Origin of the sequence: Streptomyces similanensis, assembly GCF_039543625.1 — a bacterium.
GTDB lineage: Bacteria > Actinomycetota > Actinomycetes > Streptomycetales > Streptomycetaceae > Streptomyces > Streptomyces similanensis.
Map to the genome: position 1 here is coordinate 51,411 of NZ_BAABKC010000018.1, position 23,580 is coordinate 74,990.

Genomic DNA, 23,580 nt, shown 5'->3' on the forward strand with positions numbered 1-23,580 from the left:
TGAGTGACCGCTGCCTCGCGGCTCTAGGGGATCGATGACTGAGTATGGCCGGGGCCCAGGCTCCGAACCGTGGCATCCGGAGGACCCGTTGTACGGGGACGGCGGATGGGGAGAGCAGCAGGGCCGGCCGGCCCCGCAGCCTCCTTACGGCGGCCTGCCGCAGCACCACCCGCAGCAGCCGCAGCACCCCCAGCAGTACGGCGACTGGGGCCAGGAGCAGCAGTCCGGCTACGGCCAGCAGTACCCGCAGCACTACGACCCGCAGGCCCAGCACCAGGGCCAGCAGCCCCAGCACCAGGGCCAGCAGGCCCAGCACCACGGTCACCAGCCCCAGCACCCCGAGCAGCACGGTCACCAGCCCCAGCACCCCGAGCAGCACGGTCACCAGCCCCAGCACCCCGAGCAGCACGGTCACCAGGGCCAGCACCCCGAGCAGCACGGTCACCAGGGCCACCACCCGTACGACCCGCAGTACGGGGCCCACCTCCAGGACCAGCACCAGCAGCAGGCCGGCTGGGACGGCGCCGCCGGGCACCAGCAGCCGCCGTACGCCGCCGATCCCGTGGATCCCTACGGGCAGCAGGCCGCGGCCTACGGCGCCGAGCAGCCCGATCTGTACGGCACCCCCGAGGCATACCCCCCGCCGGAGCCTCCCAACCGCCGCACCGCCGAGCCGGAGCCTCGCCCGGACTGGGACCCGGAACAGGAGGGCGACCAGGACGAGGACCACGCCTTCTTCGCGGGCGACGACGACGGGGCCGACGAGGACGACGCCCCGGGCGCCGGCGAACCGGGCGGGGGCCGCGGCCGGGCCGGCCGCAAGGGACGGGGCGGCAAGGGCAAGAGCGGCAAGAAGCGCCGCAACGGCTGCGCCTGCCTGGTCGTGGTGCTGGTGTTCGGCGGCGGCGCGGCCGGCGTCGCCTACTACGGCTACCAGTTCTACCAAAATCGTTTCGGCGCGGCGCCGGACTACGCGGGCAACGGCACCGGCGAGACCGTCACCGTGGAGATCCCGCAGGGCGCCGTCGGCTACGACATCGGCCGCGCGCTGAAGAAGGCGGGCGTCGTCAAGAGCGTCGACGCGTTCGTCTCCGCCCAGTCGAACAATCCCCAGGGCAAGCAGATCCAGGCGGGCGCCTATCTGCTGAAGAAGGAGATGTCCGCGGCCAGCGCCGTCGCGATGATGCTCGACCCCACGAGCCAGAGCAGCGTCCTGGTGAAACCGGGCGAGCGCAACGCCGAGGTCTACCAGGCGATCGACAAACAGCTCCACCTGTCCGCGGGCACGACCAAGAACATCGCCGCCAAGCAGTACAAGAGCCTCGGCCTGCCCTCCTGGGCGGACGGCAACGGCCAGATCATGGACCCGCTGGAGGGGTTCCTCTACCCGGGCACCTATCCGGCGGCCAAGGGCATGAAGCCGGACATGGTCCTCAGGGCCATGGTCAAACAGGCCGGCGAGGCCTACAAGCGCTACGACGTGACGGCGAAGGCGAAGCAGTTCGACCTCGCCGACCCGCTGGAGTTCGTCACGCTCGCGAGCCTGGTGCAGGCCGAGGGCAAGACGCACGACGACTTCCGCGCCATGGCCGAGGTGATCTACAACCGGCTCAAGCCGACCAACACCGAGACCAACCAGCTGCTCCAGTTTGACTCGACCTACAACTACCTCAAGGGCGAGAGCAACATCCACATCGCCGAGAAGGACGTGCACGGCAACCAGAGCCCGTACAACACGTACACCCACAAGGGGCTGCCGCCCGGCCCGATCGGGAACCCCGGCGAGGACGCGCTGAAGGCGGCGATGAACCCGACCGACGAGGGCTGGCTCTACTTCGTGGCGACCGACGGCATGAACAAGACCGAGTTCGCCAAGAACCTGGCCGACTTCAACAAGCTCAAGGAAAAGTTCAATGCCAGCTCGGGCCACTGACGCCCGCCGGGCCGCCGTGCTCGGTTCGCCCATCGCCCACTCCCTCTCCCCGGTGCTGCACCGGACCGCCTACCGGGAACTGGGGCTCGCGGGCTGGTCGTACGACCGGTTCGACGTCGACGAGGCCGCTCTGCCCGGCTTCCTGGAGGCGCTCGGGCCGGAGTGGGCGGGACTGTCGCTGACCATGCCCCTGAAGCGGGCGGTGATCCCGCTGCTGGACGCGATCAGCGAGACGGCGGCCGCCGTGGAGGCGGTCAACACCGTCGTCCTCGCCGAGGACGGCCGCCGCACCGGCGACAACACCGACATCCCCGGCATGATCGCCGCCCTGCGCGAGCACGGCATCGAGCAGGTCGACTCGGCGGCGATCCTCGGCGCCGGCGCCACCGCCTCCTCCGCGCTCGCCGCGCTCGCCCGGATCTGCACCGGCGAGGTCACCGTCTACGTCCGCAGCGAGGTCCGCGCCGCCGAGATGCGCGAGTGGGGCGAGCGCCTCGACGTCGCGGTCCGCACCGCCGACTGGGCGGACGCCGAGCGGGCCCTGCGCGCCCCGCTGGTCTTCGCCACCACCCCGGCCGGCGCCGCCGACGCCCTCGCCGCCGCCGTCCCCGAGCGGCCCGCCACCCTCTTCGACGTGCTCTACGAGCCCTGGCCCACCGAACTGGCGGCGCGCTGGTCGATGTCCGGCGGCGCCGTCGTCGGCGGCCTGGACCTCCTGGTCCACCAGGCCGTGCTCCAGGTCGAACAGATGACCGGGCTGACTCCGGCCCCGCTGCACGCCATGCGCCACGCGGGCGAGAAGGCCCTCGCCGACCGCTGACCCGGCCCGCGCGGCGGTCCACCGGGCGTCCGACTGCTGGACCGGCGGCCGTCTCCGGTCCCCGGACGTGGGAGGATCGGAGGTGGCGGGCCCGGGCCGCGCACCCGGTCGCGCCATCGCAGTTCCAGGCGCGCACATGAGGAGCACCGTTGAGCAGGTTGCGTTGGCTGACCGCGGGGGAGTCGCACGGACCCGCACTCGTCGCCACGCTGGAGGGACTTCCCGCCGGCGTGCCGATCACCACGGAGATGGTGGCTGACCACCTCGCCCGGCGCCGGCTCGGCTACGGCCGCGGCGCCCGGATGAAGTTCGAACGGGACGAGGTGACCTTCCTCGGCGGCGTCCGGCACGGTCTGACCCTCGGCTCCCCGGTGGCGGTCATGGTGGGCAACACCGAGTGGCCGAAGTGGGAGCAGGTCATGGCGGCCGACCCGGTCGACCCGGCGAAGCTGGCCGAGCTGGCCCGCAACGCGCCGCTGACCCGCCCCCGGCCCGGCCACGCCGACCTCGCCGGCATGCAGAAGTACGGCTTCGACGAGGCCCGGCCGATCCTGGAGCGGGCCTCGGCCCGGGAGACCGCGGCGCGCGTGGCGCTCGGCGCGGTGGCCCGGTCGTACCTGAAGGAGACCGCCGGCATCGAGATCGTCAGCCACGTCGTGGAGCTGGCCGCGGCGAAGGCGCCGTACGGCGTGTACCCGACCCCGGCGGACGTGGAGAAGCTGGACGCCGACCCGGTGCGCTGCCTGGACGAGGACGCCTCCAGGGCGATGGTCGAGGAGATCGACCAGGCCCACAAGGACGGCGACACGCTCGGCGGCGTGGTCGAGGTGCTGGCCTACGGCGTGCCGGTGGGCCTCGGCTCGCACACGCACTGGGACCGGCGCCTGGACGCGCGGCTCGCCGCGGCCCTCATGGGCATCCAGGCGATCAAGGGCGTCGAGGTCGGCGACGGCTTCGACCTGGCCCGGGTGCCCGGCTCGCAGGCCCACGACGAGATCCTCACCACCGACGACGGCATCAAGCGGGCCACCGGCCGCTCCGGCGGCACCGAGGGCGGCCTGAGCACCGGCGAGCTGCTGCGGGTGCGGGCGGCCATGAAGCCGATCGCCACCGTGCCGCGCGCCCTGCGGACGGTCGACGTGGCCACCGGCGAGCCGGCCCAGGCCCACCACCAGCGCTCCGACGTGTGCGCGGTCCCGGCGGCCGGCATCGTCGCCGAGGCCATGGTGGCCCTGGTCCTCGCCGACGCGGTCGCGGAGAAGTTCGGCGGCGACAGCGTCCCCGAGACCCGTCGCAACGTCCGCTCCTACCTCGACAACCTGGCGATCCGATGACCGTGACGCCCCGCGTCGTGCTGGTCGGACCGATGGGCGTGGGCAAGTCCACCGTCGGGCGCCTGCTGGCCGACCGTCTCGGGACCGGCTACCGCGACACCGACGAGGACATCGTCGCCGAGCGGGACCGCCCCATCTCCGACATCTTCGTGGAGGAGGGCGAGGCCGCCTTCCGCGCGCTGGAGAAGCAGGCGGTGCGCCGGGCCGTCGCCGAGCACGAGGGCGTCCTCGCGCTCGGCGGCGGCGCCGTCCTCGACGCCGACACCCGCGCGCTGCTCGCCGCCGTGCCCGTGGTCTACCTCTCGATGGACGTCGAGGAGGCCGTCAAGCGCACCGGCCTGAACGTGGCCCGCCCGCTGCTCGCGGTCAACCCGCGCAAGCAGTGGCGCGAGCTGATGGAGGCACGGCGGCACCTGTACGAGGAGGTCGCCACCGCGGTGGTCGCCACCGACGGCCGTACGCCCGAGGAAGTCGCCCAAGCCGTCCTCGACGTAGTGGAGTGGAAAGAAGCATGAGCGACGCAGTGACGCGCATCCACGTCGGCGGCACCGCCGGCAGTGAGCCCTACGACGTCCTGGTGGGCCGTCAGCTCCTGGGCGAGCTGGGCTCGCTGATCGGCGAGAAGGCCCAGCGGGTCGCCGTGATCCACCCGGAGGCGCTGGCCGAGACCGGCGACGCGCTCCGCGCCGACCTGGCCGGGCAGGGCTACGAGGCCGTGGCCATCCAGGTGCCCAACGCGGAGGAGGCCAAGACCGCCGAGGTCGCCGCCTACTGCTGGAAGGCGCTCGGCCAGAGCGGGTTCACCCGCACGGACGCCATCGTCGGCGTGGGCGGCGGCGCCACCACCGACCTGGCCGGTTTCGTGGCCGCAACCTGGCTGCGCGGGGTGCGCTGGGTGGCCGTCCCGACCACGGTGCTGGCCATGGTGGACGCCGCCGTCGGCGGCAAGACCGGCATCAACACCGCCGAGGGCAAGAACCTGGTGGGCGCCTTCCACCCGCCCGCCGGCGTGCTGTGCGACCTGGCCGCGCTGGACTCCCTGCCGGTCAACGACTATGTCTCCGGGCTCGCCGAGGTCATCAAGGCCGGCTTCATCGCCGACCCGGTGATCCTGGACCTCATCGAGTCCGACCCCGAGGCCGCCCGCACCCCGGCCGGACCGCACACCGCCGAACTGATCGAGCGGTCCATCCGGGTCAAGGCCGGGGTCGTCTCCGCCGACCTCAGGGAGGCGGGCCTGAGGGAGATCCTCAACTACGGCCACACGCTGGGCCACGCCATCGAGAAGAACGAGCGCTACAAGTGGCGGCACGGCGCCGCCGTCGCCGTCGGCATGCACTTCGCCGCCGAACTGGGCCGCCTGGCGGGCCGGTTGGACGACGCGACCGCCGACCGCCACCGTACCGTCCTGGAGTCGGTGGGCCTGCCCCTGCACTACCGCTACGACCAGTGGCCCAAGCTGCTGGAGAACATGAAGGTCGACAAGAAGTCGCGCGGCAACCTGCTGCGCTTCATCGTCCTCGACGGCCTCGCCAAGCCCACGGTCCTGGAAGGCCCGGACCCGGCCGTCCTGCTGGCCGCGTACGGCGAGGTGGGGGAGTAGAGCCCGCGCGGCGGCGAGGCATGGGGACGCGGGGCCCGCGCGGCGGCGGAGCACGGACGCAGCCCGCGGGCCGGCGGCGGCGTACGGACTGGCTCCCGCGAGCCAGCGGCGGAGCACGGACGTAGCTCCCGCGAGCCGGCGGCGGAGCGCGGACGTGACTCTCACGGGCCGGCGGCGAAGCGAGGCGGTGGCTCCCGCGAGCGGCGCCGGAGGGCGGTAGCTCCCGTGCTGCGGTATCCGTTTCCCTTCGCCGTGCGGCGCCGGGCACTTCGGGCCCGCCCCGGCCGTTCACCGGATGGCGGCCGGGGACGGTACCGTTCGACACGGAGCGGGGGTTCTGGCCCGCCGCCAGCGCCCATTGCCTTGTACGAGACGGAGTGGCACCGGATGCAGCACGCAGTGGGTTCTCCGCTGCCGCCGCCCCACCAGCCGGGGCACGGACCGGCCGCCGGCCGGCCGCAGGCCGCACATCACCCGGGTTCCTACCACCCGGACGCACACCAGGGCCCGCCCCCCGTGCCCCCACCGCCCGCCCCGGGCCCCCGCCCAGCCCCGCCGCACCAGCCGCCGCCCGGCCCGTCCGGCGTCCGCCCGGCGCCCTCCCCCCAGCCTCCCTTGAGCCACACCGGCGCGCAGCCGGGCCCACCGCACCAGCCGCCGCCCGCCCCGGGCCACCCCGGCGCGCGGCCGCCCTCCTCGCAGCCGCCGGTTCCCCCGGCGCGGCCCGGCACGGCGGCCGCCCCGCCCGCGTCGGACGCCACCGGACACGTCAGGCTGCCGCCGGGCGGCCCGGTCGCGATGCCCAGCGCGCCCCCGGCCCACACGGTCCCCGACCCGACGACCACCACCCTCGCGGTGCTGCTGATCGGACCGGCCGGCGCCGGCAAGACGAGCGTCGCCAAGCACTGGGCCGAGCGCCGCCGGGTGCCCACCGCGCACATCAGCCTGGACGACGTCCGCGAGTGGGTCCGCTCCGGTTTCGCCAACCCGCAGTCGGGCTGGAACGACAACTCCGAGGCCCAGTACCGCCTGGCCCGCCGCACCTGCGGCTTCGCCGCGCGCAACTTCCTCGCCAACGGCATCTCGTGCATCCTCGACGACGCGGTCTTCCCGGACCGCCCGGTCGTCGGCCTGGGTGGCTGGAAACGGCACGTCGGCCCCGGCCTGCTGCCGGTGGTGCTGCTGCCCGGCCTGGACGTCGTGCTGGAGCGCAACGCCGAGCGCAGCGGCACCCGCCGGCTCACCGACGAGGAGGTCGCCCGCATCCACGGCCGCATGGCCGGCTGGTACGGCTCGGGCCTGCCCATCATCGACAACTCCCAGCTCGACATACCCACCACCGCCCACGTCCTGGACGAAGTCCTCACCAGAGCCCTGACCAGCCCCCCGACCTGGTGACCGCACGGCCGCGGGGCGCGGGCGCCCGGAACGGCACGGGCGGGCCGGCGGCGCCCCCGGCCCGCAGGACCCGTCCCACCGCCCAGCGCGAACCCACTCGGCCCTCCCGAACGGCGATTTCCCGCCACCCCTCTTACGCTCGGTTCATGTCAGAGGTGTACGCGGCCCGCCGAACCCGGCTCCGGGAGCGCTGCAACGCGGGCGGCAGCGCGGCGGCGCTGGTGACTCGTCCCGCCAACGTGCGGTACCTCGCGGGCGCGGCCCCGCACGGTGCCGTCCTGCTCCTCGGAAAGCGCGAGGACCTCCTGGTGTGCCAGAGCCCACCGGACGACCGGCCCTGCGAAGGGCGCCCCGACGACAACCTGCGGGTGCGGATCCTGCCCCAGCCCGGCGGCGACCCGGCCGTCGCGGCGGCGGGCCTCGCCCAGGCCCAGGAGGCCGACTCCCTGGCCGTGGAGGAGCACCACCTCACCGTGGCCCGGCACCGCGCCCTCACCTCGGTGACCCCCCGGCTGCGCCTGACCGACCTCGGCAGCGCGGTCGAACAGCTGAGGGTCGTCAAGGACGAGGAGGAGATCTCCTGTCTGCGGATCGGCGCCGAGATCGCCGACCAGGCCCTCGGTGAACTCCTGGAGTCGATCCTCGTCGGCCGCACCGAACGGCACCTGGCCCTGGAGCTGGAGCGCCGGCTCGTCGACCACGGCGCCGACGGCCCCGCCTTCCCGACCTCGGTCGCCACCGGCCCGAACTCCGGCCGCCGCGGCCACCGCCCCACCGACCGCCGGGTCGAGGAGGGCGACTTCCTCTCGGTGTGCCTGGGCGCGGCCTACCGCGGCTACCGCTGCGAGATCGGCCGCACCTTCGTGATCGGCACCTCTCCCGCCGACTGGCAGATCCAGCTCTACGAGCTGGTCTTCGCAGCCCAGCGGGCCGGCCGTGAGGCGCTGACGCCGGGCGCGGCGTACCGCGACGTGGACCGCGCCGCACGCCAGGTACTGGACTGCGCCGGCTACTCCGAGGGCCTGCAACCGCTCACCGGGCACGGGGTCGGACTCGAAATCGACGAGGACCCGCAGCTGGCGCCCGCGGCCATGGGTAAACTGGACGCTTGCGTGCCGGTCACCGTCGAACCGGGGGTCCACCTCCCGGGCCGGGGCGGTGTCCGGATCGATGACACGCTCGTCGTGCGCCCCGAGGCGGACGGCGGACCCGAGCTACTCACCATCACGACCAAGGAGCTGCTCGCCCTGTAGCCAGGCGCGTGCTCCCGGGGTCGTCCACGTCAGTCCAGGAGATTCCGCAACCGTGGCTTCCACGAACGACCTCAAGAACGGCCTGGTGCTCAAGCTCGAAGGCGGCCAGCTCTGGTCCGTCGTCGAGTTCCAGCACGTCAAGCCCGGCAAGGGCCCGGCCTTCGTGCGCACCAAGCTCAAGAACGTGCTCTCCGGCAAGGTGGTCGACAAGACCTTCAACGCCGGTGTCAAGGTCGAGACGGCCACCGTCGACAAGCGCGACATGCAGTTCTCGTACATGGACGGCGAGTACTTCGTCTTCATGGACATGGAGACCTACGACCAGCTGATGGTCGACCGCAAGGCCGTCGGCGACGCCGCCAACTTCCTGATCGAGGGCTTCACCGCCACGGTCGCCCAGCACGAGGGCGAGGTGCTCTTCGTGGAGCTGCCGGCCGCCGTCGAGCTGGTCGTGCAGGAGACCGAGCCGGGCGTCCAGGGCGACCGCTCCACCGGCGGCACCAAGCCCGCCACGCTGGAGACCGGCCACCAGATCCAGGTCCCGCTCTTCATCACCACCGGTGAGAAGATCAAGGTCGACACCCGTACGAGCGACTACCTCGGCCGGGTGAACAGCTAACCGTGGCTGCCCGCAACACGGCCCGCAAGCGCGCCTTCCAGATCCTCTTCGAGGGCGACCAGCGCGGTGTCGGCGTCCTCACGGTCCTGGCGGACTGGGTCCGGCTCTCCCGCTCCGACACCCGGCAGCCGCCGGTCAGCGAGTACACGATGCAGCTGGTCGAGGGGTACGCCGAGCACACGACCCGGATCGACGAGCTGATCGCCCAGTACGCGGTCGGTTGGACGCTGGACCGCATGCCGGTCGTCGACCGCAACATCCTGCGGCTCGGCGCGTACGAGCTGATCTGGGTCGACGAGACCCCGGACGCCGTCGTACTGGACGAGATGGTGCAGCTGGCGAAGGAGTTCTCCACGGACGAGTCGCCCTCGTTCGTCAACGGCCTGCTCGGCCGGCTGAAGGACCTCAAGCCCTCGCTGCGCCGCGACCCGAGCACCGAGTCCTGAGCCGCGCCGGGGCCTGACACGGCACCCGAGCCGGACAGACGTCCGAGGCACGCACATGCCGAAGGGCCCGCAGCGTCACCGCTGCGGGCCCTTCGGCATCTCGCGCGCTCCCAGGGGACCCGGATGCCCCCACAGAGCCGCAGAAGGCCACCGGGGCAGCCGGAACCATGTGATTCCAGCCACCCCGGCGGCACGTTTCTTCTGTTGTCCTGTGAGACCTGCCGCGACGGGCGGGACTCAGCTCTCGTCGTGGGCCGCCACCGCGCGTCGCGCGTCCGCGTCCAGCACGCCCCAGCTGATCAGCTGCTCGGTGAGGACCGAGGGCGACTGGTCGTAGATGACGGCGAGGGTGCGCAGGTCGTCCTGGCGGATCGAGAGCACCTTGCCGTTGTAGTCGCCGCGCTGCGACTGGATCGTCGCCGCGTACCGCTGGAGCGGGCCGGCCTTCTCGGCGGGCACCGTGGCCAGCCGCTCAAGGTCGAGGACCAGCTTCGGCGGGGGCTCGGCGGCGCCGCCCGGGGTGGTGCCCGGCAGCAGTTCCTGCACCGGGACCCCGTAGAAGTCCGCCAGCTCGGCGAGGCGCTGCACGGTCACGGCACGGTCGCCGCGCTCGTACGAGCCGACCACGACCGCCTTCCAGCGTCCCTGGCTCTTCTCCTCGACACCGTGGAGGGAAAGGCCCTGCTGGGTGCGGATGGCCCGGAGCTTGGCCCCGAGCTGTTTGGCGTATTCGCTGGACATATGGCTCCCCGGAACACTGTGTCGACGCGGCTGGATGGGATTCCAGACCGCGCGGCTGGTAACTCACTGTGAGGTTACGCAGCGTTACTCTGCCGCGTCAAGCCGAATGGTGCGGCCCGCCGCTTCCGTGCTAACGATCCCCGGTTGCGCCAAGGGGGTGATGAAGGGGTGACGAACGGCCGGCGGGCGGGCGACGAGGGAGTGTGCGAAGCGGCCCGCGGCACCTGCTACCGTGGTTGGCGCAAATCCGACGTCCTTTAAGGTCCGTCCCGTGAGGCGGAGAAGGAGGTCCGTTTCGTATGGACAAGTTCGACAAGCTCGACAAGCTGGACACGGTCGACGGGATCGACCGGATCGACCAGCAGGACCCGCTCGCGGCCTCGCGGGCGGCCGAGGCGCGGCCCGTTCTGGAGGGCCCCGACATCGCCCGGGTGCTGACCCGCATCGCCCACGAGATCGTCGAGCGCGCCAAGGGCGCGGACGACGTGGTCCTCCTCGGCATCCCGACCCGCGGCGTCTTCCTCGCCCAGCGGCTCGCCGTCAAGCTGGAGCAGATCACCGAGCGCGGGATCCCGGTCGGCTCGCTCGACATCACCATGTACCGCGACGACCTGCGCATGCACCCGCCGCGTGCGCTGGCCCGCACCGAGATCCCCGGTGACGGCATCGACGGCCGCCTGGTCGTCCTCGTCGACGACGTGCTCTTCTCCGGCCGCACCATCCGCGCCGCCCTCGACGCGCTGAACGACATCGGGCGCCCCCGCGCGGTGCAGCTCGCCGTCCTCGTCGACCGCGGCCACCGGGAACTGCCCATCCGCGCCGACTACGTCGGCAAGAACCTCCCCACGTCGCTGCGGGAGACGGTCAAGGTCCAGCTCGCCGAGGAGGACGGTCGCGACACCGTGCTGCTCGGCGCCAAGCCGGCCACCGCGGGCGAGTCCCAGCACTAGCCTCCGCGCGCGTACCCGCCGACGCGCGCCCCGCGCCGGTGCCCGCACGCGCGCCCGCGCCCGGTCCCGCCCCCGGGGCGGCGCCACGAGCCGCCACCCCGGTGAGGCCCTCCGCCTCCCGAATGAACTTCCCTACGGAGCCTGACAGATGCAGCGTCATCTCATCTCGGCCGCCGACCTCACCCGCGACGACGCCGTCCTGATCCTCGACACCGCCGAGGAGATGGCCCGGGTCGCCGACCGGCCGATCAAGAAACTGCCGACCCTGCGCGGCCGTACCGTCGTCAACCTCTTCTTCGAGGACTCCACCCGGACCCGGATCTCCTTCGAGGCCGCCGAGAAGCGGCTGTCCGCGGACGTCATCAACTTCTCCGCCAAGGGCTCCAGCGTCTCCAAGGGCGAGTCCCTGAAGGACACCGCGCAGACCCTGGAGGCGATGGGCGTCGACGCGGTCGTCATCCGGCACGGCGCCTCCGGAGCCCCGTACCGCCTGGCCACCTCCGACTGGATCGACGCCGTCGTCATCAACGCCGGCGACGGCACCCACCAGCACCCCACCCAGGCGCTGCTCGACGCCTTCACCATGCGCCGCCGCCTGGTCGGCCGGGACGCCGGACTCGGCCAGGACCTGGCCGGCCGGCGGGTCACCGTCGTCGGCGACGTCCTGCACAGCCGGGTCGCCCGCTCCAACGTCGACCTGCTGCACACCCTGGGCGCCGAGGTCACCCTGGTCGCCCCGCCCACCCTGCTGCCGGTCGGCATCGAGTCCTGGCCCTGCGAGGTCTCCTACGACCTCGACGCCGCCCTGCCCAAGTCGGACGCCGTGATGATGCTCCGCGTCCAGCGCGAGCGCATGAACGCCGCGTTCTTCCCCACCGAGCGCGAGTACTCGCGCCGCTACGGCCTGGACGGCGACCGCATGGCGCGGATGCCGGAGCACGCCATCGTGATGCACCCCGGCCCGATGGTCCGCGGCATGGAGATCACCGCCGAGGTCGCCGACTCGCCGCGCTGCACCGTCGTCGAGCAGGTCGCCAACGGCGTCTCCATCCGGATGGCCGTCCTCTACCTGCTGCTCGGCGGCAACGAGCCCGCCGTCACCCACACCCGCACCGAGGAGAAGTGAACACGATGAGCAAGACCCTGATCCGCGGTGCGCGGGTGCTCGGCGGCGAGCCGCAGGACGTCCTGATCGACGGCGAGACCGTCGCCGCCACCGCCCGGCAGGGCGAAATCGACTGGAGTGGAACCGGTCTCGGCGCCGAGGGCGCCGAGGTCGTGGAGGCCGGCGGCAAGGTGCTGCTGCCGGGCCTGGTCGACCTGCACACCCATCTGCGCGAGCCCGGCCGCGAGGACTCCGAGACCGTCCTCACCGGCACCCGCGCCGCCGCCTCGGGCGGCTACACCGCCGTCTTCGCCATGGCCAACACCTTCCCCGTCGCCGACACCGCCGGCGTGGTCGAGCAGGTCTGGCGGCTCGGCCGCGAGCACGGCTACTGCGACGTGCGGCCCATCGGCGCCGTCACCGTCGGCCTGGAGGGCAGGAAGCTCGCCGAACTCGGCGCCATGCACGAGTCCGCCGCCGGCGTCACCGTCTTCTCCGACGACGGCAAGTGCGTGGACGACGCGGTGATCATGCGCCGGGCGCTGGAGTACGTGAAGGCATTCGGCGGCGTCGTCGCCCAGCACGCGCAGGAGCCCCGGCTCACCGAGGGCGCCCAGATGAACGAGGGCGTCGTCTCCGCCGAGCTGGGCCTGGGCGGCTGGCCGGCCGTCGCCGAGGAGTCGATCATCGCCCGGGACGTGCTGCTCGCCGAGCACGTCGGCTCCCGCGTGCACATCTGCCACCTGTCGACCGCCGGCAGCGTCGAGATCGTCCGCTGGGCCAAGTCCCGCGGCATCGACGTCACCGCCGAGGTCACCCCGCACCACCTCCTGCTCACCGACGAGATGGTGCGCACCTACGACCCCGTCTACAAGGTCAACCCGCCGCTGCGCACCGAGCGCGACGTGCGCGCCCTGCGCGAGGCGCTCGCCGACGGCACCATCGACATCGTGGCCACCGACCACGCCCCGCACCCGCACGAGGACAAGGACTGCGAGTGGGCCGCCGCCGCCATGGGCATGGTCGGCCTGGAGACCGCCCTGTCCGTGGTCCAGGCGACCATGGTCGACACCGGGCTGCTGGACTGGGCCGGCGTCGCCGACCGCATGTCCCTCGCCCCGGCCCGGATCGGCCGCGCCACCGGGCACGGACGCCCCGTCTCGGCAGGTGAGCCCGCCAACCTCACCCTCCTCGACACGGCATACCGTGGGCAGGTGGACCCCGCGGGCTTCGCCTCGCGCAGCCGCAACACCCCCTACGCGGGACGTGAGCTGCCGGGCCGTGTCACCCACACGTGGCTCCGGGGCAAGGCCACGCTCGTCGACGGGAAGCTCACGTGACACCTGCAACACTGCTCGCAGCCGGGTACGCCACCCGGATCGCCGCCGGGGAGAAGTCGGCCACGGTCACCGACTGGGGCGCGCGCGTCGGCTGGCTGGTCGGCCTCGCCCTCTTCGTCGCGCTCGTCTACTGGCTGATGCGCGAGGGTTGGAAGTGGCGCGGCACCCTCCAGAGCGACCTGCCCGAGCTGCCCGGCGCGCCGCAGGAGCCCGGCGAGGCGAGACTGACGATGACCGGCCGCTACCACGGCTCCACCACCGCCGGTCAGTGGCTGGACCGCATCGTGGCGCACGGCCTGGGCACCCGCAGCCGCGTCGAGCTGACGCTCACCGACGCGGGCCTGGACGTCGTACGCCCCGGCGCACCGGACTTCTTCGTCCCGGCCGCGCGGCTGCGCGGGGCCCGGCTGGACAAGGGCATCGCGGGCAAGGTCCTCACCGAGGGCGGCCTGCTGATCGTCACCTGGGCGCACGGCGAGCGGCTGATCGACTCCGGCTTCCGCTCCGACCGGGCGGCCGAGCACACCGAGTGGGTCCAGGCCCTCAACTCCATGATCGAAACGAACACCACGGAAGGCGTCGAACGATGACCACCTCCAGCAGGGGAACCACGAGGGTTCCCGCCGTACTCGTCCTGGAGGACGGCCGGATCTTCCGCGGCCGCGCCTACGGGGCCGTGGGGGAGACGTTCGGCGAAGCCGTGTTCTCCACCGGCATGACCGGCTACCAGGAGACCCTCACCGACCCGTCCTACCACCGCCAGGTCGTCGTCATGACGGCCCCGCACGTCGGCAACACCGGCGTCAACGACGAGGACCCCGAGTCGCGGCGCATCTGGGTCGCCGGCTACGTCGTGCGCGACCCCGCGCGCGTCCCGTCCAACTGGCGCTCCCGGCGCTCCCTGGACGAGGAGCTGGCCGCGCAGGGCGTCGTCGGCATCAGCGGCATCGACACCCGGGCCCTCACCCGCCACCTGCGCGAGCGCGGCGCGATGCGGGTCGGCATCTTCAGCGGCGACGCCGTCCGCGACGAGGCCGCGCTGCTGGCCCGCGTCAAGGAGGCCCCCGAGATGGTCGGCGCCGACCTCGCGGCGGAGGTCGCCACCAAGGAGGCGTACGTCGTCCCGGCGATCGGCGACAAGAAGTTCACCGTCGCCGCCGTCGACCTCGGCATCAAGGGCATGACCCCGCACCGCATGGCCGAGCGCGGCATCGAGGTGCACGTGCTGCCCGCCACCGCCACCGTCGAGGACGTCTACGCGGTCCGGCCCGACGGCGTGTTCTTCTCCAACGGCCCCGGCGACCCGGCCACCGCCGACCACCCGGTCTCCGTCATGCGCGGCGTCCTGGAGCGCGGCACCCCGCTGTTCGGCATCTGCTTCGGCAACCAGATCCTCGGCCGCGCGCTCGGCTTCGGCACCTACAAGCTGAAGTACGGCCACCGCGGCATCAACCAGCCCGTGCAGGACCGCACGACCGGCAAGGTCGAGGTCACCGCGCACAACCACGGCTTCGCCGTGGACGCCCCCACCGACCAGGTCTCCGACACCCCCTTCGGGCGCGCCGAGGTCTCCCACGTCTGCCTGAACGACAACGTGGTGGAGGGCCTCCAGCTGCTCGACAAGCCGGCCTTCAGCGTCCAGTACCACCCCGAAGCGGCGGCCGGCCCGCACGACGCCGCCTACCTGTTCGACCGCTTCGTTTCCCTGATGGAGGGCCAGCGTGCCTAAGCGCACCGATATCCAGTCCGTCCTGGTCATCGGCTCCGGCCCGATCGTCATCGGCCAGGCCGCCGAGTTCGACTACTCCGGCACCCAGGCGTGCCGCGTCCTCAGGTCCGAGGGCCTGCGCGTCGTCCTGGTGAACTCCAACCCGGCGACGATCATGACCGACCCGGAGATCGCCGACGCCACCTACGTCGAGCCGATCACCCCCGAGTTCGTCGAGAAGATCATCGCCAAGGAGCGCCCCGACGCGCTCCTGCCCACCCTGGGCGGCCAGACGGCCCTGAACACCGCGATCTCGCTGCACGAGAACGGCGTCCTGGAGAAGTACGGCGTCGAGCTGATCGGCGCCAACGTCGAGGCGATCCACAAGGGCGAGGACCGCGACCTGTTCAAGGGCGTCGTCGAGGAGGTCCGCAAGAAGACCGGGCACGGCGAGTCCGCCCGCTCGGTCATCTGCCACACCATGGACGACGTCCTCCAGGGCGTCGACACGCTCGGCGGCTACCCCGTCGTCGTCCGCCCCTCCTTCACGATGGGCGGCGCCGGCTCCGGCTTCGCCCACGACGAGGAGGAGCTGCGCCGCATCGCCGGTCAGGGCCTCACCCTCTCGCCGACCACCGAGGTGCTCCTGGAGGAGTCCATCCTCGGCTGGAAGGAGTACGAGCTGGAGCTGATGCGCGACAAGAACGACAACGTCGTGGTCGTCTGCTCCATCGAGAACTTCGACCCCATGGGCGTGCACACCGGCGACTCGATCACCGTGGCGCCCGCGATGACGCTGACCGACCGGGAGTACCAGACCCTGCGCGACGTCGGCATCGCGATCATCCGCGAGGTAGGCGTCGACACCGGCGGCTGCAACATCCAGTTCGCGGTGAACCCCGAGGACGGCCGCGTGATCGTCATCGAGATGAACCCGCGCGTCTCGCGTTCCTCGGCGCTGGCCTCCAAGGCGACCGGCTTCCCGATCGCGAAGATCGCCGCCAAGCTCGCCGTCGGCTACACCCTCGACGAGATCCCCAACGACATCACGCGGGAGACCCCGGCCTCCTTCGAGCCCACGCTCGACTACGTGGTCGTCAAGGCGCCGCGGTTCGCCTTCGAGAAGTTCCCGAGCGCCGACTCCACCCTCACCACCACCATGAAGTCGGTCGGCGAGGCCATGGCCATCGGCCGCAACTTCACCGAGGCCTTCCAGAAGGCGCTGCGCTCGCTGGAGAAGAAGGGCAGCCAGTTCGCCTTCACCGGCGAGCCGGGCGACAAGGCGGCGCTGCTCGAAGAGGCTGTACGCCCCACCGACGGCCGGATCAACACCGTCATGCAGGCCATCCGCGCGGGCGCCACCGCCGAGGAGGTCTTCGCGTACACGAAGATCGACCCCTGGTTCGTCGACCAGCTCTTCCTGATCAAGGAAATCGCCGACGAGCTGGCCGAGGCCCCCGAGCTGACCCGCGACCTGCTCGCCGAGGCCAAGCGGCACGGCTTCTCCGACCAGCAGATCGCCGAGATCCGCGGCCTGCGCGAGGACGTCGTGCGCGAGGTGCGCCACACCCTCGGCATCCGCCCGGTCTACAAGACCGTCGACACCTGCGCCGCCGAGTTCGCCGCGCGGACGCCGTACTTCTACTCCTCCTACGACGAGGAGAGCGAGGTCGCGCCCCGCGAGAAGCCCGCCGTGATCATCCTGGGCTCCGGCCCCAACCGCATCGGCCAGGGCATCGAGTTCGACTACTCCTGCGTCCACGCCTCCTTCGCGCTGTCCGACGCCGGGTACGAGACCGTGATGGTCAACTGCAACCCGGAGACCGTCTCCACCGACTACGACACCTCCGACCGGCTCTACTTCGAGCCGCTCACCCTGGAGGACGTCCTGGAGATCGTCCACGCCGAGCGGCAGGCCGGCCCCGTCGCCGGCGTCGTCGTCCAGCTCGGCGGCCAGACCCCGCTGGGCCTGTCCCAGGCGCTCAAGGACAACGGCGTGCCGATCGTCGGCACCTCGCCCGAGGCCATCCACGCCGCCGAGGACCGCGGCGCCTTCGGCCGGGTGCTCGCCGAGGCGGGCCTGCCCGCCCCCAAGCACGGCACCGCCACCACCTTCGCCCAGGCCAAGACCATCGCCGACGAGATCGGCTACCCGGTCCTGGTGCGCCCCTCCTACGTCCTGGGCGGCCGGGGCATGGAGATCGTCTACGACGAGGCGCGCCTTCAGTCCTACATCGCCGAGTCCACCGAGATCAGCCCGTCCCGCCCGGTCCTGGTCGACCGGTTCCTGGACGACGCCATAGAGATCGATGTCGACGCCCTCTACGACGGCGAGGAGCTGTACCTCGGCGGCGTCATGGAGCACATCGAGGAGGCCGGCATCCACTCCGGCGACTCGGCCTGCGCCCTGCCGCCGATCACCCTGGGCGGCTTCGACATCAAGCGGCTGCGCGCCTCTACCGAGGCCATCGCGCGCGGCGTCGGGGTGCGCGGACTGATCAACATCCAGTTCGCGCTGGCCGGCGACATCCTCTACGTCCTGGAGGCCAACCCGCGCGCCTCCCGCACCGTCCCCTTCACCTCGAAGGCGACCGCGGTGCCGCTGGCCAAGGCCGCCGCCCGCATCTCGCTGGGCGCGACCGTCGCCGAGCTGCGCGAGGAGGGCCTGCTGCCGAAGAACGGCGACGGCGGCACCATCCCGCTGGACGCGCCGATCTCCGTCAAGGAGGCCGTCATGCCGTGGTCGCGCTTCCGCGACATCCACGGCCGCGGCGTCGACACCGTCCTCGGCCCGGAGATGCGCTCCACCGGCGAGGTCATGGGCATCGACTCCGTCTTCGGCACGGCGTACGCCAAGTCGCAGGCCGGCGCCTACGGCCCGCTGCCCACCAAGGGCCGCGCCTTCATCTCGGTCGCCAACCGGGACAAGCGCTCGATGATCTTCCCCGCCCGCGAGCTGGTCGCGCACGGCTTCGAACTGCTCGCCACCTCCGGCACCGCCGAGGTCCTCAAGCGCAACGGCATCAACGCCACGCTGGTGCGCAAGCAGTCCGAGGGCGTCGGCCCGAACGGCGAGAAGACCATCGTCCAGCTCATCCACGACGGCGAGGTCGACCTCATCGTCAACACCCCCTACGGCACCGGCGGCCGCCTCGACGGCTGGGAGATCCGTACGGCGGCGGTGTCGCGCTCCGTGCCCTGCCTGACGACCGTCCAGGCGCTCGCCGCCGCGGTCCAGGGCATCGACGCCCTCAACCACGGCGACGTGGGCGTGCGCTCGCTCCAGGAACACGCCGAGTTCCTGACCGCGGCCCGCGACTAGCAGCCAGCCCCGAGGGGGACACCGGAAACGGTGTCCCCCTCTTCATGAGGACCCCCTCATGAGGACCCCGAGGACTTCTCCGAGATGTACGAGCTCTTCTTCCGCCTCATCTTCCGGCGGATGGACCCGGAAGCCGCCCACCACCTCGCCTTCCGCTGGATCCGCCTGGCCGCCCGCGTCCCCGTGCTGCGCACCTTCCTCGCGGCGGCCCTCGCCCCGCGCCACAAGGAGCTGCGCACCGAGGCCTTCGGGCTGCGCATGCACGGCCCGTTCGGGCTCGCCGCCGGCTTCGACAAGAACGCCGTCGCCATCGACGGCATGACGATGCTGGGCTTCGACCACGTCGAGATCGGCACCGTCACCGGCGAGCCGCAGCCCGGCAACCCCCCAAAGCGCCTGTTCCGGCTCGTGCCCGACCGGGCGCTGATCAACCGGATGGGCTTCAACAACGACGGCTCCCTGGCCGTCGCCGCCCGCCTTGCCGCGCGCACGCCGGTCTTCAGGGCCGTGGTCGGCGTCAACATCGGCAAGACCAAGGCCGTCCCCGAGGCGGAGGCCGTCGGCGACTACGTGAAGTCGGCCGAGCGCCTGGCGCCGTACGCCGACTACCTCGTCGTCAACGTCTCCTCGCCCAACACCCCCGGCCTGCGCGACCTCCAGGCCACCGAGGCGCTGCGCCCGCTGCTGACCGCGGTGCGCGAGGCCGCCGACCGCTCCGTGCCCGCACGCCGCGTGCCGCTGCTGGTCAAGATCGCCCCGGACCTCGCCGACGAGGACGTGGACGCGGTCGCCGACCTCGCCGTGGAACTGGGCCTGGACGGCATCATCGCCACCAACACCACCATCGCCCGCGACGGCCTCGGCCTGAGGTCGGACGCGGCCCTCGTCCAGGAGACCGGCGGACTGTCCGGGGCGCCGCTCAAGGCGCGCTCCCTCGCGGTGCTGCGCCGCCTGTACGCGCGCGTGGGCGACCGGATCACCCTGGTGGGCGTCGGCGGCGTCGAGAGCGCCGAGGACGCCTGGCAGCGCATCCTGGCCGGCGCCACGCTGGTCCAGGGCTACAGCGCCTTCATCTACGAGGGCCCCTTCTGGGGCCGCGCGATCCACAAGGGCCTGGCGGCGCGCCTGCGCAACAGCCCCTACGCCACCCTCGCCGACGCGGTCGGCGCCGATGTCAAGAAGGCGGGAGAGTCCGTATGAGCGCCAGGGAACCCTTCGGCGCGCGGCTGCGCCGTGCCATGGACGAGCGGGGCCCGCTGTGCGTCGGCATCGACCCGCACGCCTCCCTGCTCGCCGAGTGGGGCCTGAACGACGACGTGGCCGGCCTGGAGCGGTTCAGCCGCACCGTCGTGGAGGCGATGGCCGACCGGGTCGCCGTGCTCAAGCCGCAGAGCGCCTTCTTCGAGCGCTTCGGCTCGCGCGGCACGGCCGTGCTGGAGAAGTCGGTGGCCGAGGCGCGGGCGGCCGGCGCGCTGGTCGTCATGGACGCCAAGCGCGGCGACATCGGCTCGACCATGGCCGCCTACGCCGAGTCCTTCCTGCACGAGGACGCCCCGCTGTTCTCCGACGCGCTGACCGTCTCGCCCTACCTCGGCTACGGCTCGCTGCGGCCGGCCGTCGAGCTGGCCCGGGAGAGCGGCGCCGGCCTGTTCGTGCTGGCGCTGACCTCCAACCCGGAGGGCGGCGAGGTGCAGCACGCCCGGCGCCCGGACGGGCTGGACGTGGGCGCGACCATGCTCGCGCACCTGGCCGCGGAGAACGCGGGGGAGCGGCCGCTGGGCTCCTTCGGCGCGGTGGTGGGCGCCACCCTCGGCGACCTGTCGTCGTACGACCTGGACGTGAACGGACCGCTGCTCGCGCCCGGGATCGGCGCCCAGGGGGCGACCCCGGCCGATCTGCCGGCCGTCTTCGGCGCCGCGGTGCGCAACGTCGTCCCGAACGTCAGCCGGGGTGTTCTGCGTCACGGTCCCGACGTCGCCGCGCTGCGCGGCGCCGCGGAGCGCTTCGCGGAGGAGATCCGGGCGGCGGTGGCGGCCGGCTGAGCCGCCGGCCGGACGGTTCGGGGCCCGCCGGAGTCTGGTTTCCTCCTCAAATCAGGGGGATTATGTCCTAAATGTCCGGCCTGAGCGAGGCTGACCAGGACTTTTCCGCTGTTCTCGCTGACTCTTGGGCCCTTGACCGCTAGTCTCCGTCGAGAGCGCACGGGCAAGTGTGTCGCCCGTAGCTCGCCTGGTGTGGGGCGAAACGCCTCCTCACCGGTCCGTATCCGACAGTTCGACATCCGAGGTGACGTAGGCGTGGCTCTTCCGCCCCTTACCCCTGAACAGCGCGCAGCCGCGCTCGAAAAGGCCGCCGCGGCTCGCCGGGAGCGGGCCGAGGTCAAGAATCGACTCAAGCACTCCGGCGCCTCCCTGCACGAGGTCATCAAGCAGGGCCAGGAGAACGACGTCATCGGCAAGATGAAGGTGTCGGCCCTCCTTGAGTCCCTCCCGGGCGTGGGCAAGGTCCGCGCCAAGCAGATCATGGAGCGACTCGGCATCTCCGAGAGCCGTCGTGTGCGCGGCCTCGGCTCCAACCAGATCGCTTCCCTGGAGCGTGAGTTCGGCAGCACCGGTTCCTGAGTCCGGGCAGCACCGGTTCCCCGCGTCCCGGGTCCTCGGGACGCGGGTCCCGGGCACCCCGCGATTGCTGGAATAATCGCTGCATGGCAGTAACACCCCGGGGGACGACCCCCGTACCCCCGGACGCACGTCCGCGGCTGACCGTGCTCTCCGGCCCCTCCGGGGTCGGCAAGAGCACGGTCGTCGCCCATATGCGCAAGGCGCACCCCGAGGTCTGGCTCTCGGTGTCGGCGACGACCCGCAAGCCCCGCCCCGGCGAGCAGCACGGTGTGCACTACTTCTTCGTCACCGACGAGGAGATGGACAAGCTGATCGCCAACGGCGAGCTGCTGGAGTGGGCCGAGTTCGCGGGCAACCGCTACGGCACCCCGCGCGCCGCGGTGCTGGAGCACCTGGAGACCGGCGTGCCGGTCCTGCTGGAGATCGACCTCCAGGGCGCCCGGCAGGTCCGCGAGACCATGCCGGAGGGCCGTCTGGTCTTCCTCGCCCCGCCCTCCTGGGAGGAACTGGTGCGCAGGCTCACCGGCCGGGGCACCGAGCCGCCCGAGGTGATCGAGCGCCGGCTGCGGGCCGCGAAGGTCGAGCTGGCGGCCGAGCCGGAGTTCGACGAGACCCTGGTCAACACCTCCGTCGAGGACGTGGCGCGCGAGCTGCTAGCCTTGATGGACGTCGTGTGATCGTCCATGGTCATGCTGACTGATTCTTTCCCATCCATCGGAAGGTAGAGCGTGTCCTCTTCCATCTCCGCGCCCGAGGGCATCATCAACCCGCCGATCGACGAGCTCCTCGAGGCCACCGACTCGAAGTACAGCCTCGTGATCTACGCGGCCAAGCGCGCCCGCCAGATCAACGCGTACTACTCGCAGCTCGGCGAGGGCCTCCTCGAGTACGTCGGTCCGCTCGTGGACACCCACGTCCACGAGAAGCCGCTCTCCATCGCCCTGCGCGAGATCAACGCGGGTCTGCTGACCTCCGAGGCCATCGAAGGCCCGGTGCAGTAAGCGGCAAGTCTTATCTGCGTACCGCAGTAGCTTTTTCCACAGGCCCGGCAGCGCGACTGTCGGGCCTGTGGTGTGTCATAGAGGCGTGCGCCGGCCGGCGCACCGGGGCCGAATCCGGGAGAGACGGTGGACAAGCCGAAGGTCGTTCTGGGCGTCAGCGGCGGCATCGCCGCCTACAAGGCGTGCGAGCTGCTGCGCAGACTGACCGAGTCCGGGCACGACGTCCGGGTGGTGCCGACCGCCTCCGCGCTGCACTTCGTGGGCGCCGCCACCTGGTCCGCGCTCTCCGGCAACCCGGTCGCCACCGAGGTCTGGGACGATGTCCACGAGGTGCCGCACGTCCGCATCGGCCAGGGCGCCGACCTGGTGGTGGTGGCCCCGGCCACCGCCGACACGCTCGCCAGGGCGGCCCACGGCCTCGCCGACGACCTGCTGACCAACACCCTGCTCACCGCCCGCTGCCCGGTGGTCTTCGCCCCGGCCATGCACACCGAGATGTGGGAGCACCCGGCCACCCAGGAGAACGTGGCGACGCTGCGCCGCCACGGCGCCGTGGTCGTCGAGCCGGCGGTCGGCCGGCTGACCGGCGTCGACACCGGCAAGGGCCGGCTGCCCGACCCGGCGGAGATCTTCGAGGTCTGCCGACGGGTCCTCGCCCGGGGCGCGGCCGAGCCCGACCTCGCCGGCCGGCACGTCGTCGTCAGCGCCGGCGGCACCCGCGAGCCGCTCGACCCGGTCCGCTTCCTCGGCAACCGCTCCTCCGGCAAGCAGGGCTACGCGCTGGCGCGCACCGCCGCGGCCCGCGGCGCCCGGGTCACGCTGATCGCCGCGAACACCGCGCTGCCCGACCCGGCGGGCGTGGACGTGGTCCCGGCCGGCACGGCCGTGCAGCTGCGCGAGGCGGTCCTGAAGGCCGCCGCCGACGCCGACGCGGTCGTCATGGCCGCCGCCGTGGCCGACTTCCGTCCCGCCGCCTACGCCACCGGCAAGATCAAGAAGAAGGACGACCAGGAACCGGAACCCATCGTTCTGGTGCGTAATCCGGACATCCTCGCGGAGATATCGGCCGACCGGGCGCGGCCCGGACAGGTGATCGTGGGCTTCGCCGCCGAGACCGACGACGTCCTTGCCCACGGCCGCGCGAAGCTCGTCCGCAAGGGCTGCGACCTGCTGGTGGTGAACGAGGTGGGGGAGCACCGGACGTTCGGCGCGGAGGAGAACGAAGCCGTGGTGCTGGCCGCCGACGGCGGCGAGACCCCGGTGCCGCACGGGCCCAAGGAGGCCCTGGCCGAAATCGTGTGGGACCTGGTGGCCGCCAGGCTGCACTGAGTGGTTCCCTTCGCCCCACGATCCACTCAACGCTCGTGCCCGGCGCGCGGCGGCTCT

22 protein-coding genes are annotated in these 23,580 nt (G+C 72.3%); 21 read left to right on the forward strand and 1 reads right to left on the reverse strand.

What is annotated here, in order from left to right:
• The first annotated feature begins 88 nt into the window (after positions 1-88).
• The 9 genes from mltG to nusB all read left to right on the forward strand — a co-directional run bounded on the left by mltG (position 89) and on the right by nusB (position 9,406).
• Positions 89-1,933, forward strand: coding sequence for an endolytic transglycosylase MltG (gene mltG / locus ABEB07_RS06555; RefSeq protein WP_425588964.1), 1,845 nt, complete (start codon positions 89-91; stop codon positions 1,931-1,933).
• On the forward strand, positions 1,914-2,753 hold the full coding sequence (locus ABEB07_RS06560; protein WP_345667408.1) for a shikimate dehydrogenase: 840 nt from the start codon (positions 1,914-1,916) through the stop codon (positions 2,751-2,753). Before mltG ends, ABEB07_RS06560 begins: the two co-directional genes overlap by 20 nt.
• Positions 2,754-2,902: 149 nt before the next feature.
• Positions 2,903-4,087 carry a chorismate synthase gene (gene aroC / locus ABEB07_RS06565; RefSeq protein WP_176148239.1) on the forward strand — a complete coding sequence of 395 codons (1,185 nt, stop codon included), beginning with the start codon at positions 2,903-2,905 and terminating at the stop codon, positions 4,085-4,087.
• Positions 4,084-4,602 (forward strand): shikimate kinase, encoded by a 519-nt coding sequence (locus ABEB07_RS06570; RefSeq protein ID WP_164585476.1) that lies wholly within the window; start codon positions 4,084-4,086, stop codon positions 4,600-4,602. The genes aroC and ABEB07_RS06570 overlap by 4 nt, the downstream gene beginning before the upstream one ends.
• A complete protein-coding gene (gene aroB, locus ABEB07_RS06575) occupies positions 4,599-5,690 on the forward strand; it encodes a 3-dehydroquinate synthase (RefSeq protein ID WP_176148238.1) in 1,092 nt (363 codons plus the stop codon). Before ABEB07_RS06570 ends, aroB begins: the two co-directional genes overlap by 4 nt.
• Before the next feature lie 387 nt (positions 5,691-6,077).
• A complete protein-coding gene (locus ABEB07_RS06580; protein WP_345667409.1) occupies positions 6,078-7,088 on the forward strand; it encodes an AAA family ATPase in 1,011 nt (336 codons plus the stop codon).
• Between the two features lie 146 nt (positions 7,089-7,234).
• The gene (locus ABEB07_RS06585) at positions 7,235-8,341 is read left to right on the forward strand and encodes an aminopeptidase P family protein (RefSeq protein ID WP_164589124.1); all 1,107 of its coding nucleotides are present in this window, start codon (positions 7,235-7,237) and stop codon (positions 8,339-8,341) included.
• 52 nt (positions 8,342-8,393) lie between these two features.
• Positions 8,394-8,960: an elongation factor P gene (gene efp / locus ABEB07_RS06590; protein ID WP_037742222.1), complete on the forward strand. Its 567-nt coding sequence runs from the start codon at positions 8,394-8,396 to the stop codon at positions 8,958-8,960.
• 2 nt (positions 8,961-8,962) lie between these two features.
• Complete coding sequence (gene nusB / locus ABEB07_RS06595) at positions 8,963-9,406, forward strand: transcription antitermination factor NusB (protein WP_345667410.1); 444 nt, start codon at positions 8,963-8,965, stop codon at positions 9,404-9,406.
• Between the two features lie 237 nt (positions 9,407-9,643).
• Here the strand turns inward: nusB and bldD are convergent, their stop codons facing one another.
• Complete coding sequence (gene bldD, locus ABEB07_RS06600; RefSeq protein WP_164589126.1) at positions 9,644-10,147, reverse strand: transcriptional regulator BldD; 504 nt, start codon at positions 10,145-10,147, stop codon at positions 9,644-9,646.
• A 299-nt stretch (positions 10,148-10,446) separates the two neighbouring features.
• Between bldD and pyrR the strand changes: the two genes are divergently transcribed.
• From pyrR to coaBC, 12 genes are all read left to right on the forward strand, one after another.
• The gene (gene pyrR / locus ABEB07_RS06605) at positions 10,447-11,097 is read left to right on the forward strand and encodes a bifunctional pyr operon transcriptional regulator/uracil phosphoribosyltransferase PyrR (protein WP_345667411.1); all 651 of its coding nucleotides are present in this window, start codon (positions 10,447-10,449) and stop codon (positions 11,095-11,097) included.
• A 148-nt stretch (positions 11,098-11,245) separates the two neighbouring features.
• Positions 11,246-12,223, forward strand: coding sequence for an aspartate carbamoyltransferase catalytic subunit (locus tag ABEB07_RS06610; RefSeq protein WP_164582997.1), 978 nt, complete (start codon positions 11,246-11,248; stop codon positions 12,221-12,223).
• Between the two features lie 5 nt (positions 12,224-12,228).
• Positions 12,229-13,542, forward strand: a complete 1,314-nt coding sequence (locus ABEB07_RS06615) for a dihydroorotase (RefSeq protein ID WP_176148235.1) — start codon at positions 12,229-12,231, stop codon at positions 13,540-13,542.
• The gene (locus ABEB07_RS06620) at positions 13,539-14,132 is read left to right on the forward strand and encodes a PH-like domain-containing protein (protein WP_176148234.1); all 594 of its coding nucleotides are present in this window, start codon (positions 13,539-13,541) and stop codon (positions 14,130-14,132) included. Before ABEB07_RS06615 ends, ABEB07_RS06620 begins: the two co-directional genes overlap by 4 nt.
• Positions 14,129-15,271 (forward strand): glutamine-hydrolyzing carbamoyl-phosphate synthase small subunit, encoded by a 1,143-nt coding sequence (carA, locus tag ABEB07_RS06625; RefSeq protein WP_176148233.1) that lies wholly within the window; start codon positions 14,129-14,131, stop codon positions 15,269-15,271. The genes ABEB07_RS06620 and carA overlap by 4 nt, the downstream gene beginning before the upstream one ends.
• Entirely contained in the window at positions 15,264-18,572 is a 3,309-nt protein-coding gene (gene carB / locus ABEB07_RS06630; RefSeq protein WP_345667412.1) for a carbamoyl-phosphate synthase large subunit, read from the forward strand. Before carA ends, carB begins: the two co-directional genes overlap by 8 nt.
• A gap of 84 nt (positions 18,573-18,656) precedes the next feature.
• A complete protein-coding gene (locus ABEB07_RS06635) occupies positions 18,657-19,772 on the forward strand; it encodes a quinone-dependent dihydroorotate dehydrogenase (RefSeq protein ID WP_345667413.1) in 1,116 nt (371 codons plus the stop codon).
• Positions 19,769-20,614: an orotidine-5'-phosphate decarboxylase gene (gene pyrF / locus ABEB07_RS06640; protein WP_176148230.1), complete on the forward strand. Its 846-nt coding sequence runs from the start codon at positions 19,769-19,771 to the stop codon at positions 20,612-20,614. Before ABEB07_RS06635 ends, pyrF begins: the two co-directional genes overlap by 4 nt.
• 255 nt (positions 20,615-20,869) lie before the next feature.
• The gene (locus ABEB07_RS06645; protein WP_003977346.1) at positions 20,870-21,193 is read left to right on the forward strand and encodes an integration host factor; all 324 of its coding nucleotides are present in this window, start codon (positions 20,870-20,872) and stop codon (positions 21,191-21,193) included.
• A gap of 83 nt (positions 21,194-21,276) precedes the next feature.
• Entirely contained in the window at positions 21,277-21,870 is a 594-nt protein-coding gene (gene gmk / locus ABEB07_RS06650; protein ID WP_176148229.1) for a guanylate kinase, read from the forward strand.
• A gap of 51 nt (positions 21,871-21,921) precedes the next feature.
• Positions 21,922-22,194 (forward strand): DNA-directed RNA polymerase subunit omega, encoded by a 273-nt coding sequence (gene rpoZ, locus ABEB07_RS06655; RefSeq protein WP_009187588.1) that lies wholly within the window; start codon positions 21,922-21,924, stop codon positions 22,192-22,194.
• A 126-nt stretch (positions 22,195-22,320) separates the two neighbouring features.
• The gene (gene coaBC / locus ABEB07_RS06660; protein ID WP_345667414.1) at positions 22,321-23,523 is read left to right on the forward strand and encodes a bifunctional phosphopantothenoylcysteine decarboxylase/phosphopantothenate--cysteine ligase CoaBC; all 1,203 of its coding nucleotides are present in this window, start codon (positions 22,321-22,323) and stop codon (positions 23,521-23,523) included.
• Positions 23,524-23,580 lie beyond the last annotated feature (57 nt).

What these genes read in the sequence shown, in the direction of transcription:
- ABEB07_RS06635 (WP_345667413.1), top strand. Translation starts at nt 18,657, where the DNA reads ATGTACGAGCTCTTCTTCCGCCTCATCTTCCGGCGGATGGACCCGGAA.
- ABEB07_RS06585 (WP_164589124.1), top strand. Translation starts at nt 7,235, where the DNA reads ATGTCAGAGGTGTACGCGGCCCGCCGAACCCGGCTCCGGGAGCGCTGC.
- aroB (WP_176148238.1), top strand. Translation starts at nt 4,599, where the DNA reads ATGAGCGACGCAGTGACGCGCATCCACGTCGGCGGCACCGCCGGCAGT.
- ABEB07_RS06580 (WP_345667409.1), top strand. Translation starts at nt 6,078, where the DNA reads ATGCAGCACGCAGTGGGTTCTCCGCTGCCGCCGCCCCACCAGCCGGGG.
- pyrF (WP_176148230.1), top strand. Translation starts at nt 19,769, where the DNA reads ATGAGCGCCAGGGAACCCTTCGGCGCGCGGCTGCGCCGTGCCATGGAC.
- ABEB07_RS06560 (WP_345667408.1), top strand. Translation starts at nt 1,914, where the DNA reads ATGCCAGCTCGGGCCACTGACGCCCGCCGGGCCGCCGTGCTCGGTTCG.
- ABEB07_RS06610 (WP_164582997.1), top strand. Translation starts at nt 11,246, where the DNA reads ATGCAGCGTCATCTCATCTCGGCCGCCGACCTCACCCGCGACGACGCC.
- bldD (WP_164589126.1), bottom strand. Translation starts at nt 10,147, where the DNA reads ATGTCCAGCGAATACGCCAAACAGCTCGGGGCCAAGCTCCGGGCCATC.
- gmk (WP_176148229.1), top strand. Translation starts at nt 21,277, where the DNA reads ATGGCAGTAACACCCCGGGGGACGACCCCCGTACCCCCGGACGCACGT.
- pyrR (WP_345667411.1), top strand. Translation starts at nt 10,447, where the DNA reads ATGGACAAGTTCGACAAGCTCGACAAGCTGGACACGGTCGACGGGATC.
- carA (WP_176148233.1), top strand. Translation starts at nt 14,129, where the DNA reads ATGACCACCTCCAGCAGGGGAACCACGAGGGTTCCCGCCGTACTCGTC.
- ABEB07_RS06615 (WP_176148235.1), top strand. Translation starts at nt 12,229, where the DNA reads ATGAGCAAGACCCTGATCCGCGGTGCGCGGGTGCTCGGCGGCGAGCCG.
- ABEB07_RS06570 (WP_164585476.1), top strand. Translation starts at nt 4,084, where the DNA reads ATGACCGTGACGCCCCGCGTCGTGCTGGTCGGACCGATGGGCGTGGGC.